The 15,390-nt window shown below is 65.1% G+C and carries 13 protein-coding genes; 9 read left to right on the plus strand and 4 right to left on the minus strand.

Features of this window, described 5'->3' with window-relative positions:
* Window positions 1-125 precede the first annotated feature (125 nt).
* On the plus strand, window positions 126-428 hold the full coding sequence (locus G5S35_RS28810; RefSeq protein ID WP_065060566.1) for a hypothetical protein: 303 nt from the start codon (window positions 126-128) through the stop codon (window positions 426-428).
* Between the two features lie 51 nt (window positions 429-479).
* Here G5S35_RS28810 and G5S35_RS28815 read toward each other — a convergent pair whose 3' ends face one another.
* Window positions 480-1,376 carry a LysR family transcriptional regulator gene (locus G5S35_RS28815; RefSeq protein WP_074986215.1) on the minus strand — a complete coding sequence of 299 codons (897 nt, stop codon included), beginning with the start codon at window positions 1,374-1,376 and terminating at the stop codon, window positions 480-482.
* Between the two features lie 246 nt (window positions 1,377-1,622).
* On the opposite strand from G5S35_RS28815, the gene G5S35_RS28820 reads away from it, so the two are divergent.
* From G5S35_RS28820 to G5S35_RS28850, 7 genes are all read left to right on the plus strand, one after another.
* Complete coding sequence (locus tag G5S35_RS28820; protein ID WP_183039606.1) at window positions 1,623-3,944, plus strand: TonB-dependent siderophore receptor; 2,322 nt, start codon at window positions 1,623-1,625, stop codon at window positions 3,942-3,944.
* A 40-nt stretch (window positions 3,945-3,984) separates the two neighbouring features.
* The gene (locus G5S35_RS28825; protein ID WP_065060569.1) at window positions 3,985-4,908 is read left to right on the plus strand and encodes an ABC transporter substrate-binding protein; all 924 of its coding nucleotides are present in this window, start codon (window positions 3,985-3,987) and stop codon (window positions 4,906-4,908) included.
* Window positions 4,909-4,976: 68 nt separating this feature from the next.
* Window positions 4,977-5,603 carry a nicotinamide riboside transporter PnuC gene (pnuC, locus tag G5S35_RS28830; protein WP_074986216.1) on the plus strand — a complete coding sequence of 209 codons (627 nt, stop codon included), beginning with the start codon at window positions 4,977-4,979 and terminating at the stop codon, window positions 5,601-5,603.
* 30 nt (window positions 5,604-5,633) lie between these two features.
* Complete coding sequence (locus tag G5S35_RS28835) at window positions 5,634-6,851, plus strand: phosphotransferase enzyme family protein (RefSeq protein ID WP_183039607.1); 1,218 nt, start codon at window positions 5,634-5,636, stop codon at window positions 6,849-6,851.
* The gene (locus tag G5S35_RS28840) at window positions 6,848-7,738 is read left to right on the plus strand and encodes a sulfurtransferase (protein WP_074986219.1); all 891 of its coding nucleotides are present in this window, start codon (window positions 6,848-6,850) and stop codon (window positions 7,736-7,738) included. The genes G5S35_RS28835 and G5S35_RS28840 overlap by 4 nt, the downstream gene beginning before the upstream one ends.
* A 335-nt stretch (window positions 7,739-8,073) precedes the next feature.
* Window positions 8,074-9,204 carry an extracellular solute-binding protein gene (locus G5S35_RS28845; protein ID WP_074986221.1) on the plus strand — a complete coding sequence of 377 codons (1,131 nt, stop codon included), beginning with the start codon at window positions 8,074-8,076 and terminating at the stop codon, window positions 9,202-9,204.
* Window positions 9,201-10,964, plus strand: coding sequence for a sensor domain-containing diguanylate cyclase (locus tag G5S35_RS28850; RefSeq protein WP_183039608.1), 1,764 nt, complete (start codon window positions 9,201-9,203; stop codon window positions 10,962-10,964). The genes G5S35_RS28845 and G5S35_RS28850 overlap by 4 nt, the downstream gene beginning before the upstream one ends.
* 306 nt (window positions 10,965-11,270) lie before the next feature.
* On the opposite strand, the gene G5S35_RS28855 is transcribed toward G5S35_RS28850, so the two are convergent.
* Together G5S35_RS28855 and G5S35_RS28860 are read right to left on the minus strand one after the other, a co-directional pair.
* Window positions 11,271-12,215, minus strand: coding sequence for a class I SAM-dependent methyltransferase (locus G5S35_RS28855; RefSeq protein WP_183039609.1), 945 nt, complete (start codon window positions 12,213-12,215; stop codon window positions 11,271-11,273).
* Window positions 12,216-12,377: 162 nt separating this feature from the next.
* Window positions 12,378-13,031, minus strand: a complete 654-nt coding sequence (locus tag G5S35_RS28860) for an ASCH domain-containing protein (RefSeq protein WP_237181559.1) — start codon at window positions 13,029-13,031, stop codon at window positions 12,378-12,380.
* Window positions 13,032-13,278: 247 nt separating this feature from the next.
* Here G5S35_RS28860 and G5S35_RS28865 point away from each other — a divergent pair, with 247 nt between their 5' ends.
* A complete protein-coding gene (locus G5S35_RS28865; RefSeq protein WP_065060576.1) occupies window positions 13,279-14,406 on the plus strand; it encodes a branched-chain amino acid aminotransferase in 1,128 nt (375 codons plus the stop codon).
* A 91-nt stretch (window positions 14,407-14,497) separates the two neighbouring features.
* Here the strand turns inward: G5S35_RS28865 and G5S35_RS28870 are convergent, their stop codons facing one another.
* Window positions 14,498-15,274 (minus strand): SDR family NAD(P)-dependent oxidoreductase, encoded by a 777-nt coding sequence (locus tag G5S35_RS28870; RefSeq protein WP_065060577.1) that lies wholly within the window; start codon window positions 15,272-15,274, stop codon window positions 14,498-14,500.
* Between the last annotated feature and the right edge of the window lie 116 nt (window positions 15,275-15,390).

Consider the following 15,390-nt stretch of genomic DNA (forward strand, 5'->3'; position numbering starts at 1 on the left):
TGCGGCGGGTGTCGAGGGTGCTGAGCGGGGTAACAAGCACTGACGATACGCCGCTTCGGCGCACGGCGACGGGAACGTGTCATGCGGCGATGAGCTTACGTTTTGCCACAGGAGGGCAACGCATCATGGAACCGGATACCCAGTCGGATACCCCGTCGGCGCCCCACGAGGAAGCGGGCGCGCATTCGACGCGCGCGACGAATGCGCGCGATCAGCAACCCGCGAAACCCGACAATCCCGAGAAGCCCGCGCGCGGCGCGCCGGGCAGCTTCGATCAGCCCGAACCGAATCCCGACGTGATGCCGCGCGAAGGCGGCCCGCACCCCGAGCAGACGGCCGAAGTGCCGCTGGGATCGGGCGACGAAGGGCTGCCGTCCGGCGCGCGCGGCCACAACAGCCCGCCGGTCAGAAGGAAGCCTGGCGCGTGAGACGGCACGACAGCGGCGATACCGGCAACCCCGGAAGCTCGGTCCGCCGCCTCAGCTTTCCTGTAAGATCCACGCCTTCGCATCGGCTTCCGGCAGCAGGGCCACGAAGTTCTCGACGATCGAATCGGCGCCCGTGTCGCGCCACGTAAGACCGACGTCCCAGCGGGCGTCGGCATCTTCGATCGGCAGGCACACGACCTTGTCGCCGGGCGAATGCAAGGCCGACTCGTGCATGATCGACACGCCGAGCCCCGCGCCGACCAGCGAAAGGATCGTCAGCGACTCGTTCGCGTGCTGCACGGAGTGCGGCTCGAAGCGGCGCGACGCGCAGAATCGGACGATGTGGTCGTGCAGGCCCGGCGCACGCGCGCGTTGCAGCATCAGGAACGGCAGCGTGCGCAGCGCCTCGACGTCGAAACCGGTGATGGTGTGCGCGAGCGTGCGCGGCACGACGAGCGCGAGCCGGTCGGAGAGAATGCGCCGGTGCGCGAGACCGGCCTGCACGGGCAGACGCACGAACCCCGCCTGAAGGCTGCCTTCGAGCAGCCGTTCCATCTGTTCCGCTGAAGACAGATCGTGCAGCGTGACGTCGACGTCGGGAAACCGCGCGCGAAAACGCGGCAGCACGCGCGACACGGTGTCCACCGTCGAGAAGCTGTAGCCGATCGCGAGGCGGCCGACTTCGCCGCGCGCGGCGCGCTTGCCCTGCGAGAACACGCGTTCGGCCTGCTCGACCAGCGGCCGCGCTTCGCCGAGAAAGTAGCGGCCCAGTTCGGTGAGCGCCGTGCCGTGACGGTCGCGATGGAACAGCGGCGCACCGAGATCGTCTTCGAGCCGCTTGATCTGTTTGGTGAGCGCGGGCTGCGAGAGATTGAGCGTTTGCGAGGCGGTGCCGAAGTGCAGCGAGTTCGCGAGCGTGACGAAGGATTTGAGTAAATGGAAGTTCATATCCGCGAGTTATCACCGCCGGTTATCACCACAACGACAACAAGTCATTGGACCGCGCGGCGCGGCTATGTTCGAATGCCGTTTCGCGCAGTATAGCGGGCACATTTGAGTCGGAGTGCCATGCAATTCATATATTGCAAACGGTGATTTCGTTATTCCGCAAATCCCTATGCGAATGCGGCTTTATGCGTGTCAACGCAATCGCGCCGTAATTCGTTCAAGGGCGGAACCATCAGCAGGAAATACATGAAACGATATTCGGGGAGATCACGCGCGGCATCCGTACCGCGCGTCGTGGCGCGGCGATTCGCGGGGCCTGTGCGTCTGGGCGTGGGCGTTGGTGTCGGTCTGAGCGTGAGTCTGATGGCGGCGAATGTGATCGCGGCCACCGCAGCGCTAGCCGATCAGACGGATCAGGCACAAGCGGCAACACCGACAACACCGGCTGATAAGGCCGCGCCGCCCGTGGCCGCATCGGCCAGTAACGCGGTGTTGCCGACCGTCACGGTCAACGGCGCGAGCGGCAACGCATGGCGCGCCCGCACGGCGTCGGTCGCGGGCTACGACAATGCGTCGCTGCAGAATACGCCCGCGTCGATCACGGTCGTCACGCGCGCGCAGCTTGACGATCAGCAGGCCAAACGTCTGAGCGACGTGGTGCGCAACGATGCTTCGGTGAACAAGGATTACGCGCCGGTCGGCTACTACGAGGGCTTTTCGATTCGCGGCTTCGCGCTCGATCCGGCGAGCGCCTATCGGCTCGACGGTCTCACGCTGTCCGGCGAGCAGCAGGTGGCGCTCGAAAACAAGGAGCGCGTCGAGATCCTCAAGGGTCTCGCAGGCATCGACAGTGGCGTGATTTCGCCGGGCGGCGTGGTCAACTACGTGAGCAAGCGCCCCGAGAATGTGGCGAGCGTGACGGCCGGCGTGGACAGCCGCGGCTCGACATCGGCGGCCGTGGATCTCGGGCGGCGCTTCGGTCCCGACGATCAGTTCGGCCTGCGCGTGAATGCCGCGAAGGAGAACATGCATTCGTACATCGACGGCACGAACGGACGGCGCACCTTCGGCTCGATCGCGGCGGACTGGAACATCGATCCGCGCGCGAGCCTGCAATTGAACGCGGAATTCCAGCAGTGGATCCAGCGTTCGGCGTCGGGCTATCAATTGCTGGGCGGCACGGTGGTGCCGTCGGCGGTGTCGTCGTCGAAACTGCTGGGCGCGCAGTCCTGGGCCAAACCCGTGACCACCGACGCGCTCAACATCAACGGCCGCTTCGACTACGCGTTCAACGACAACTGGCGCGCGTATGTGGCAGCCGGCCGCAGCCGCACGATGATCGACGATAACGTTGCGTTCGCGTATGGCTGTTATTACGTGTCGAGTTGCGGCGCGGGCGGCACGTCGCCGTACTTCTTCAGCTCGAACGGCGACTACGACGTCTACGACTATCGCAGCCCCGGCGAATATCGCCGCAACGACGAAATGCGCGTGGCCGTCGACGGCAAATTCACGACCGGACCGCTGCGCCACGACGTGCTGTTCGGCACGAGCGCGCTGCATCGCGTGGTGCATCTGTCCGATGCGGTCTACGACTACGTGGGCAGCGAAAACATCTATGGCGACGATGTCGACTTCGCGCCGTCGCCGAATTCGCCGAGCGTGTCGTATCCGCAACTCGACGCGTGGCAGTATTCGTTGTTCGCCACCGACCGCGTGAGTCTCGGCGAGCATTGGGAAGTGCTGGCGGGCGGCCGCGCCGTGTTCCTGCGCCAGAAAGCGTGGACGAGCCAGGACGGCCCGGAGACCGGCACCGACAAATCGGCGTTGCTGCCGCAGATCGCGCTGGTCTACAAGCCGGTCGCGCCGCTCTCGCTCTATGCGTCGTACAGCAAGGATCTGTCGCTCGGCGATCAGGCGCCCGTGCGTGCGAGCAATGCTTATGCGTTCCTGCCGCCCGTCGAGTCGCATCAGTATGAAATCGGCGCAAAGTACGACTGGGCGAATCGCCTGAGTCTCACGGCGGCGGTGTTTTCGATCAGCAAGCCGTTCCAGTATGCCGAGCCCGATGCGTCCGAGGCCGGTTATACCTTCGTGCAGCGCGGCACGGAACGTCACGACGGTATCGAGCTGTCGGCGTCGGGACGCGTGACGGAGCGCGTGTCGGTGACAGCGAGCGTCGCGGCGATTCGCGCGCGCGCCTACGATTCGGGCACGCCCGCGTACGAAGGACATCAGGTCATCAACGTGCCGGCCTTGCGCGCGGCGCTCAACGCGGACTGGTCGGTGCCGGGCCTCGCGGGATTCGATCTGCTCGGCGGCATCGAATACAGTTCGAGCCGCAACGCCAACGAGGAAGGCACGGCGCGCGTGCCGGGCTGGATCGTGTTCAACGCGGGCGCGCGCTACACGACGAAGCTCGCGGGCCATCGCACGGTGGTGCGCCTGTGGGTCGACAATCTCTTCAACCGCTACTACTGGAGCGATGCGGGCGAGCAGCAGGGCGACGCGTATCTGTTCCTCGGCGCGCCGCGCACGGCGCGTCTGTCCGTGACTTACGACTTCTGATGACTTCCGTTCGCGTGGCCGTGGCCGCTGGAGAAATTGCATGACCCGAATGACCCTGATGCTCGAGTACTTCCATCCGTGGACGAATGCGGCGGGCTTCTATGTGGCGCGAGACGAAGGCTGGTTCGCCGAGGCGGGACTCGACGTCGAAATCGTCGTGCCCGACCCGGCGCGCGGCGACGCGCTCGCGCATCTCGCGCGCCACGACGTGGACTTTGGCGTGTTCCCGAGCAATCGCCTGTTCGTGCAGCGCGAGGCGGGCCATCCGCTCGTCGGCATCGCGGCGATCAATCATCGCGCGCTGGAGACGATCCAGACCGTCGCGGCCACCGGCATCGAACGGCCGCGCGATCTGGCGGGACGGCGTCTCGCGCTGAACCCGACGCCGCGCGGCATGGCGATGGTGCGCCATCTCGTGGCGCACGACGGCGGCGATCCGGATGCGATCACCATCGTCGATAGCGGCGTGCGCGAACTGCCGCCCGAAAGCTTTCTCGACGGCGAGGCGGACGCCTCGTTCGGCAGCTACTGGGCGTGGGACACGCTGTTCGCCTCGCGCGTGCCGGACGACGAGCGGCGCATCTGGCCGGTCGATGAAATCGGCGCGCCCGCCTATCATAGCTATCTGCTCGGCGCGCACGAGGACACGCTGGAAACGCGCGGCGAACTCGTGCGCGGGTTTCTGGCGGCGGCGCGACGCGGCTATCTGGCGGTCGCGCAGGAGCCCGAGCGGGCGTTGCCGTCGCTGGAGCGCGTGATTCCGTATTTCCCGCGCGCGTTGCTCAAGCGCTCGCTGCCGCTGATCGCGCCCACGTGGACGCACGACGGCACGTGGGGCGTGCAGCGCGAGGCGCTCGTGCATCCTTACGCGCAATGGCTTGGCCGGCATGGCGTGCTGCGCGACGCCTCGCAGAGTCCGCACGCATTTACCAACGCCTTTCTGCCCGACGATACGCGGCAATAAACGACGCACAAGCCCGTACGCACCCGCCCGTACGTACCCGCTACCCGACAAGGAACGTTCTACACATCATGTCCGCACTCGAAATCATCGGCGTTATCGTCAGCGCGCTCGCCATCTGGCTCACGGCGCGCCGCAAGATGCTGTGCTGGCCGGTCGGGCTGGCCTCGGTGGCGCTGTATGGCTGGATCTTCTTCGACGCGCGGCTCTATTCCGATGCGCTCCTGCAAGGCGCATTCGCGGTGCTGCAACTCTACGGCTGGCATCGCTGGCTCGCGCAACAGCGCGGCGGCGCGCAGCAGGCGAGCGACGACGCGCAGCCGGTCGTGCCGGTCGGCGGATTGACGCTCGCGCGTCTCGCGCCCGACCTGTTCGCGGCGGTGGTCGGCAGCGTGCTGCTCGGCGCGGCGATGGCGCATTTCACAGATGCGGCGCTGCCCTGGGTCGATGCCTCGCTCACGGCGTTCAGTCTGGTCGCGCAATACTGGACCGCGCGGCGCTACATCGCGTCGTGGACCTTGTGGATCGTGGTCGATGTGATCTACGTGGGCGTGTTCATCTATAAGGGCTTGTATCTCACGTCGGGGCTGTATGCGCTGTTCCTGCTGCTTGCGGCGCTCGGCTGGCGCGACTGGTCGCGTGCGTTGCGTGCCGATGCCGAGCAGGCCGCGTATGCGGCGTCGGGCAGCCGGGTCTGATGCGGCCACGCCAACGAGATCATCGACATCATGAAGCACGAACAAGATAACGATCACGATATCGACCCCGCCGCGAAAGCCGACACGCGCGACGCCGCCGCGCGCGCCGCGCCGCAATTCACAGTCGACGGAGAGAAGGCCGAGCGCGACTGGCCGCTCATCACGCGTGACGAAGTCGAGCGCCTGCTCGCCGGTTTTGCCGATCTCGCGCCGCTCGCGAAGATCGCGTGGCACAGCCCGCGGCCGTTTTCATCGGCGGTGCTCGCGCATACGCTCGATGGCCGCGCGTGGTTCGTGAAGCGTCATCACGCGCGTTTGCGCAGCGTTGCGGGCCTCGCGGAAGAACACGGCTTCATCGCGCATCTGCGCAGTCGCGGCGTGCCGGTCGCGGAGGTGCTCGCCGATCGCGCGGGCCGAACGGCCATCGCGCAGGACGGTTGGACCTGGGAGGTGCACGCGGCCGCGCCGGGACTCGACGCGTATCGCGGCGTGATGTCGTGGAAGCCGTTTTTTCACGCGAGCCACGCGTGGTCGGCGGGCCGCACGCTGGCGCGTCTGCATCTGGCCGCCGCCGATTACGACGCGCCCGCGCGCGCGTTTCAGCCGTTGCTGTCGAGCTTTCGCGTGCTGAGTTCGCCGACGCTCGAACCGACGCTCGACGCCTGGGTGCAGGCGCAACCCGGCCTCGCGCGCTCGCTGGCGAAACACAACTGGCGCGCCGATATCGCCGAGGTCATCGCGCCCGCTCACGCGCGGCTCGTGCCGTGGCTGCCGGCGCTTCGCTCTCAGTGGACGCACGGCGACTGGCACGCGTCGAACCTGTTGTGGACCGATGCCGCGCCGGGCGCGCAGGTGCGCACGGTGCTCGACTTCGGTCTCGCGGATCGCACCTGTGCGGTCTACGATCTCGCGCTTGCCATCGAGCGCAATACGATCGACTGGCTCGCCGCGCCCGCAACGCGCACGGTGCAGTACGAGCAGATCGCCGCGCTGCTCGACGGCTACGCGTCGCTCGCGCCGTTGAGCGAGGCCGAGCACGAAGCGCTGCTCGCGCTGCTGCCAATCGTGCACACCGAATTCGCGCTGCTCGAAGTCGAATATTTCGACGATATCCTTGGCGATGAAACGGGCGTGAACGCTGCGTACGATGGCTATCTGATCGGGCACGCGCGCTGGTTCGAGAGCGAGGACGGCATGCGTCTGCTTGCGTGGTTACGAAATCGATATCGTCAGGATACCAAAGCATGAGTATTGAGCAGACACACGATACACGTCGCGCCGACGTGCTGGTCGAAGCGGCGGCGCTCGCGCGCGAGTTGGGCGAGCCGGATCTCGTGGTGCTCGACGCGCATGTGGAATTGCCGTCGCCGCGTTTCGACGGCGATTACCGCGTGGCGAGCGGTTACGACGGCTGGCTCGCGCAACGTGTGCCGGGCGCGCGTCATGCCGATCTGAGCGCCGTGTTGAGCGCGCCGCATGAAACGCTGTCGTTCATGCGGCCTGCGCCGTCCGCGCTCGCGCACGGCCTTGAAACGCTGGGCGTGAGCAACGGATCGCGCGTGGTGATCTACGATCGCGCCGATGGATTCTGGGCCGCCAGGCTTTGGTGGATGCTGCGCTGGATCGGCATCGATGCGCGTGTGCTCGATGGCGGCTGGCGCGCCTGGCGGGCGGCGGATCTGCCGGTCGAAAGCGGGCCGGGAAGGGCGGTGGCGCGCGGGCATATCGAGGTGCGCGAGCGCGCAGGGATGTGGGCCGACCGCGCCGATGTCGAAGCGATCGTGGCGGGTGCGGTTCGCAGCACGCTGGTGTGCGCGTTGTCGGCTGAGGTGTTTTCGGGTGTTTCGGCGAGCCGCTATGCGCGGCGCGGGCATATTCCGGGCAGTGTGAATGTGCCCGCACGCGGGCTGTTCGATGAAAGCGGGCGGTACGCGGCGGTTCCCGCTTTGCACGCGGCGCTGGGCGCGCTCGATCGCGCACAGCCGGTTTGCGTGTATTGCGGTGGCGGAATTTCAGCCGCCGTGGATGCACTCGCGCTGACCTTGACGGGCCGCGACGATGTCTCGATCTACGATGGATCGTTGCAGGAATGGGCAGCGGACCCGGCGCTTGCGATGGTGGCGGCAGCGAGGTGAAGTCGAATCGATGAGCGGCGCGCGGTGTAGTCATCGCCAATTCAATGACTTCTTCATTACGCCGCCATTCCATCCACGAAACAGCAATCCGCACTACACGAATCGCCCATTTAAAACGACCGTTTTTCTCCAGTGTGGATAAAAACCCGAAACGCATATTCTCATTTTCTTTCTTCGATAGAATATGCGTCGGGAATCCGGCACGTGTGATATTCGATATCGTCGATATCGGCTTCCCGCTTTGAATCGGGGGCGAGCGAAGCCATGTCTTCGTTCTGTCAAAAAGGGGACCGTGCGACGCGGAACCTTAAAACGGCATCGAATAAGTTGGCGACATGTGGCGACGCTTCACTACCGTCGTTGGCAGGGTCATTCCGGGTGCGGGCAGTCGTTGTCGCAAGCGTGGATGGGTGACGCCCGTCACCGTTGTCATTCTCGGCTTGAGCTTTCTCTGGACCGGCACCCTTGCGGACTCCAACACGCCGCGCCAGTCGGTGTTGCGCGTGCTCGCGTGGCCCGGCTATGCCGACGACGACTGGGTCCAGGCGTTCGAAAAGCGCTTTCACGCCAAGGTCGAAGTCACCATCGTCGATTCCGATGAAGCGCTGTGGGCGCAGATGCATAGCGCCGTGCCGCCGCCCTTCGACGTGCTCGCGGCCAATACCGCCGAGATCGCGCGCTACGCGCAGGCGGGCATGCTGAGCCCGCTCGACCTGACGAAAATTCCCAACCGCCGCTGGCAGCAGCCGTTTTTTCAGCGCCTCTCCGACATTCGCGGACTCGTGAATGCCGGTCACGCATACGCCATTCCGTTCACCTGGTCGTCGATGGGACTCATCTACGACCGCAAGCAGTTTGCGGTCGCGCCGAGTTCGATGCGGGTGATGTGGGATCCGCGCTATCGCGGCAAGGTGCTCGATTTCAATAGCGCGCAGCACAACTTCTCGTTCGCGGCGCTCGCGCTGGGCTATCCCGATCCGTTTCATCTGACGCCCGGGCAGATGCGCGACGTCGCGCGCGAGCTCGTGAATTTGCGGCGCAATCTTCTGACCTATTACACACTGCCCGAAGAGGCCACGGCGCTGTTCGTGCAGCATCACGCGGCGCTGATGTTCGGCAATTACGGTACGCAGCAGGTCGAGCAGTTGCGCAAGGCGGGCGTCGACGTGGGCTACGTGATGCCCGACGAAGGCGCGCTCGCCTGGCTCGATTGCTGGGCGATCACGCGCAACGCCAGCAATCTGGACCTCGCGCACCAATGGCTCGACTATATGCAGGAGCCGGAGATCGGCAAGCAGTTGACGCAGCGCGAAGGGCTTGCGAACACGATGATGCCGGTGCCCGGCGGCGCGTCCGATGCAGGGCCGAAGCTCGTCTGGCTGCAACTCGTCGAGAACATCGGCCAGCGCGAGGCGCTCTGGCAGCGCATCGAATCGGGTGATCGCTTGAGGACCTTCCCGCAATGATCAAGCTCGGGTTGACGGCGAGGCTCTCGATCCTGCTGGTGTGCATCGGCGTGCTGGCGTCGGGCGCGACCGGCTATTCGACGTATCAGGCCAATCGCCGGCTGCTCATGCGCGAAGCGGAGCGCAGCCTGCTGACCTCGACGCAGCTCCTCGGCCAGCGTTTCACCGCCGCGCTCGGCGACGTCGCCGCCGACGCGCTCGTGCTCGCAACGCTGCCGTCGTCGGTGCAGGTTGCGCTCGGCGAAGCGTCCGGGCTCGGCAGCACGCGGCTCAAGCAGGTTTTCGTCGGCTTCATGCTGCAACATCCCGAGTATCGGCAGATCCGTCTGATTTCGCGTTCGAATTTCGGCCTCGAACGCGTGCGCGTTGCGCGCGGCGAGCACGGCATCACGGTCGTGCCCGACGACGAGCTGCAGGAGAAAGGCCAGTTTCCCTATGTGTTCGATACGCTGACCGCGAATGCGGGGCACGTCTATCTTTCGCAGATCGGACTCGAGGGCGGCGCGGCGTCCGACCCGGATCAGCCGGTGGTGCGCATCGGCACGCCCGTCGCGGACACGAGCGGCAGCAACATCGGCGTGCTCGTGATCGACGTGGATCTGACGCGCGTGTTCGAGCGGATCGAACGCGATTTGCCGTCCGATTACGCGGTGTACATGGCGAACGAGTGGGGCGATTTTCTCGTGCATCCGGACCCGTCGCAGACCTTCGGTTTCGCGCGCGGGCGCCGTGTGCTGATGCAGAAAACTTTCCCGCTCACCGCGGCGCTCTTCGACGGCAACCAGTCGAACGTGACCTTTAACGGTTTCGCGCACGCGCATGAACCGCCCGCCGAGGTCTTCGCGTTCGCGCGCCTGCCATATGGCGTCGTGGACGACCGGCACTTCGTCACGCTCGGGCTCGCGCGGCCGCTCAGCGACGTGCTCGAACCCGCCAACGCGCTGGGTGCGCAGATCGTGTGGCTCGCGCTGATATCGAGCGTCATCGCGATCGTGCTGGCGATCCTGTTCGCGCGTGCGCTGGTGCGTCCGCTGCGCACGCTGGCCCATGCGGTGACGCACATCTTCGACGACGCGGCGATTCAACGTCTGCCGGTTGCGCGTTCGGATGAAATCGGCGTGCTCGCGCGCTGTTTCGAGCGCATGCGCAGCGAGATCCGCTCGCAGGTGCACGCACTGCACGCGCGTCAGGAAGAGTTGACGCATCTCGCGGGGCACGACGCGCTGACCGGTTTGCCGAACCGCATGCGTTTCATGGATCAGCTCGAATTCGCGATCGGTCGCGCTGCGCTGGGCGGCGAAAAACTGGCGGTGTTGTTCGTCGACCTGAACGGCTTCAAGCAGATCAACGATCACTTCGGTCATTCCGCCGGCGACGCCGCGCTCGTGGTGGTGGCGCAGCGTCTGCGCGCGGCGCTGCGAGAGACGGATATCGTCGCGCGTTTCGGTGGCGACGAGTTCGTGATTCTCGCGGGCGACGTGCATTCGCCCGATGCGATCGACTCGACGGCGGCGCGCATTCAGGCCGCAATGCGCCTGGCCGTGCCCGTTGGCTCGCATTCGGTCGATGTGGGTGTGAGCATTGGCGTGAGCGAGTTTCCCGCCGATGGCGACCATGCCGGAGAATTGCTGGCGAAGGCCGATACCGCGATGTATATCGCCAAGACGTCGCCGGGTGCCGATTACGTTCGCTATGGGGAACGCATGAGTGCGTCCAGCGACACGCCCGATCAACAACGTGTGATTCGCGACGGCGAATAAGACAACCGTTCGTTCGAATTATTCGTACCGATTGAATCGACCGCGCTTCGTCTGATGTTTATTCACGCGAGTTACAAAACAAATTTGGGGAGTCATGGATTTTTTGGAGCGTCGCGATTACACTGCGTGTCTGATTTGTACCGAACAGTTAATTCGGTTCACTGATTTCCCCGCCGTGTTTGCTTCCCCGGCAAGATCGGCTTGTGCCAGCGACTGCTGGCACTTTTTATTTCGTCCGCCCGGCGCTCGCCGTATGGGGACATCGGCATGTCGAATGCGCGGGCGTCTTGCCCGCGCACCTCGCCGTTATTTACCCGCCGAGACTAAATACGTGAGCGTTGCGCCGCTGTCCCAGTAGCATTGGGCATCGATCAACGCGCGCAATTCGCTTTGGCTTTCGGCGCGTTTTGCGTGGATGCCGGCCACGAACGCCTGTGCTTCGACGTCATGCAACGCCGCGACCCAGCCATCGACCTGACTCTCCCACAATGCCGCGCGAGCGACGTCATGCGCCGCATTCAATTCAGCCAGATTCACGCGCGTTTCGTGATCGTCGTAAGGCGGCAGGATTGGCGCGGCTTTATCCGAGAGCCAGGTTTGAATGCCGGTGAATCCGGCGAGCTGAAACACACGCGGCAAGCGATCGCCGAGCGATAACACGCCTTCTCCGGCCGCGCGCTTGCCGCGCTCGCACAGCAGCGCATAACGAAACGCATCACAAAGCTCGTCGATCGACAGGTCGGTGGTCGTCGCGTTCGCGAGGGCGGCCTGCACCAGATTGCAGGGTTCGGCGCAGATCACGATGCCGCCGGGCCGCACGACGCGGCGCATTTCGCGCAAGGCGGCGAGCGGGTCGGCAAGGTGGATCAGTACGGTCTGGCAGGTCACGACGTCGAAGCTGTCGTCGGCGAACGGTAACGCCTGGGCATCGCCTTGCCGAAACGCGACGCTCGCGCCGAAAGCCGCGAATGCCGATGCAATCGCAGCGTCGCCCGCAGCCCATTTGACATCGCGATCGAGCGCGCTCACGTGCACGCCTCGCGCCATGCGCGGCGCGAGCAAGCGACTCCAGTGACATTGTCCGCAGCCGATATCGAGCAGACTGTGGCGATCCGCGAGTCGCCAGCGTTGGGCCATCAGGTCGAGAAAATCGGCGTTCCACCAGTAGTCGCGATAAGCGCCGAACCATTCTTCGGAATGGGCGAGTTGCGGCGAGGGCGCGAGCGCGCCCGTGTCCGGATTGAATTCCATGGATCAATTCCCTGTTCGTGCAAAACCGGCCGCACCCGTGAGGGTTGCGGCGACATGAGGTAGTGCGGGACGAGCAGGGATTTACATGGGATCGGGGCGGGTTAGCGATCGTTAGTGGGAATAGGGATTGGTCGAGATTAGCCGAGATTAGCCGCTAACAATTCATTGCGTGGGCGTCAGCGCCCGAAGCACTTCAAAGCGCTCGCATACGACCGGCATGGTCTTTTCCGCCACACGGCCGATTCGCCTGCATTCTTCGCTGAAGAAGCGCCAATGTTCGTTTCGCCAGTACGCGAGCGAAAGATCGCCTTCTCCTTCGCCGGCCGCGAAATCCGCGGCCACGCAATCGAACGGCGTGATGTCGACTTGCGTGGTCCGGCGGATCAAGGCGGGCGCGCCCTGCCAGTCGAGAACGATTTCGACGTCGCCCGTCCTGGGTGGCGTCTCGTTGTCGAAGTGCCACGACCAGAGCAGGCTGGACGTTGCGCGCTTCGCGCCGGCAACGATCAGATCGATCAGCGAATTCGAAAGCGCTGCGGAGTCGCCGAAGCCACCGAGGCGAATATCGCCGTCCGGCAACTGAATGCCGCGTGCATTCAACTCAGCGACGATTTTCCTTACATTTTCCTTCACGCAATGCTCCTGGCGAGAGCGCATCGTATCCCGACAAATTAAGCGTGGGTGATCTGGAAAGGCCCGGGTGTCGACTTCTTGCCGAGGCGATTTTCCTGGTAATCCTGAGTAATGGGCTGATCGGCGGAAATTGTCTGCGGAGCGGATTGCCGTCGCCCAAGGTTCCGCCCGGAAGCGCCGCAAGGCGCGAGCGCAGATCGGTCATTCTTCCGGCACAGATGGCGACTCATAGCGACTCATGGCGACTCGGGGCCGTCGCCAGCCGTCGCTCCACCGTCCACCAGCGCTTGACGAAAGCAGGCTGCGACGTCGAAACCGCCGTTACTGCACTGCACAAATAAGCGGGTTCGCTGGCGCGTCCGCGACGAAATTGCCATACTGGAGGGCCGCCGACCATTACGGGCGCATTTTTCCAGCTTTTTTACACGCCATGAACAAGACTGCCACTCCCCAGCCCGAGTTTACCCTCGAACGCCACCCGCAGCCGACGCCCGCCGCCGCCATCACCGCGTCGTTAGCTGACCCCGTATTCGGCAAGGTGTTTACGGACCACATGGTCACGATCCGCTGGAAGGAAGGCCTCGGCTGGCATGACGCCAAAGTTGGTCCCCGCCGCGCTTTTGAAATCGATCCGGCCTGCGCGGTGCTGCACTACGCCCAGGAAATCTTCGAAGGCATGAAGGCTTACCGTCGTGAAAACGGCGAGATTTCGCTGTTCCGCCCGCAGGAAAACGCCAAGCGCTTCCGCGCCTCGGCAAGCCGCATGTCGATGCCCGAACTGCCGGAAGCGTTGTTCGTCGGCGCGGTGGAAGCGCTCGTCGACATCGATCGCGCCTGGGTGCCGGGCGGCGAAGGCAGCAGCCTGTATCTGCGTCCGTTCATGTTCGCCATCGAGAACTATCTGGGCGTGCGCGCGGCTTCGGAGTTCCTCTTCTGCGTGATCGCGTGTCCGGTCGGCCCCTATTTCAAGTCGGGCAAGTCGGCCGTCACGGTGTGGGCGTCGGATCACTACACGCGCGCCGCGCCGGGCGGCACGGGCGCGGCCAAGTGCGGTGGCAACTACGCGGCCAGCCTGATCGCGCAGACGGAAGCCTCGTCGCACGGCTGCGACCAGGTGGTGTTCCTGGACGCCGCCTCGCATCGCTGGATCGAGGAACTCGGCGGCATGAACATCTTCTTCGTCATGGACGACAATTCGCTGCGCACGCCGCCGCTGTCGGGCACGATCCTGCCCGGCATCACGCGCGCGTCGATCATCGAACTGGCGCGCGCCGAGGGCTTCACGGTCAATGAAGCGCCGTATGCGTTCGACGAATGGCAAGCCGATGCGGCGTCGGGCCGTGTCAAGGAAACCTTCGCCTGCGGCACCGCGGCGGTCGTCACGGCGATCGGCGCCGTGCGTCACGCCGGCGGCGAGTTCAAGATCGGCGACGGCGGCGAGGGTGCGGTCACGCGCCAGCTGCGCACGCTGCTCACCGACATCCAGCGCGGCAAGGCGCCGGACACGCGCGGCTGGGTGCGCACGGTCGAAGCCCAGCCCGTGACCGCTGCGCAGTAAGAGCGCGCAGTAGGACCGCTGATTCAGGGCGGTCAAATAAAGCGGCGCTCCCGGAGCGCCGCTTTTGCGTTGACGCGCGGCAAACCGCGCGTCAGATATGCATCCCGCCCGCGACTTCGATCCGCTGGGCGTTCACCCAGCCGAAATCGTTCGACAGCAGCCCGGCGATCACCGGTCCGACGTCCTGCGGCAGTCCGGCCCGGCCGAGCGCCGTGTGATCGGCGACCGCCTTGTTGACTTCCGGATTGTCGCGGACCATGCCGCCGCTGAAATCGGTGGCGATCGCACCGGGCGCGACCACGTTGACCGCGATGCGGCGCGGCCCCAGTTCGAGCGCCATATAGCGCGTGAGCGCTTCCACGGCCGCCTTCATCGGCCCGTAGACGGCGCGATTCGGAAACGCGAAGCGCGCCAGCCCGGACGAGATATTGACGATGCGCCCGCCGTCGTTCATCAGCGGCAGCAGCTTTTGCGTCAGCAGGAACACGCCCTTGAAATGGACGGCGAATTGCGCGTCGAGTTCGGCTTCCGTCGCGGAGGCAAGGCTCGCGGCGGACGACGTGCCCGCGTTGTTGACCAGATAGTCGAAGCGCTGCGCGCCCATCGCGCCGAGCGTGTCGCGCACCTGCGCGGCGAACGCCTCGAACCCGGCGGCAACACCGGTGTCCAGCCGAAGCGCCACGCCGGGCGCGCCGGCTTCCTTCGTCAGCGCGATCACGGCCTGCGCTTCCTGCTCGTTCGAGCGGTAGGTGAAGATCGAGCGAACGCCGCGCGCCGCGAGGCGCAACACGGTATCGCGGCCGATGCCGCGGCTGCCGCCGGTGACGATCGCGATCGGGCCGGAAAGGGGTTGAGTCGTCTGTGACATGGTTTTCCTCTCTCATTCAATCAGTGGGTACCGCGATTTTATGAACGCGAGAGGGGGCGCTTGAATGCCGAAACGCGCCTGATTTCTGCCTGATTGTGCTCGGGCGGAGTATGCTC

Source organism: Paraburkholderia tropica, from assembly GCF_014171495.1.
In the GTDB taxonomy this organism is placed as follows: Bacteria; Pseudomonadota; Gammaproteobacteria; order Burkholderiales; family Burkholderiaceae; genus Paraburkholderia; species Paraburkholderia tropica.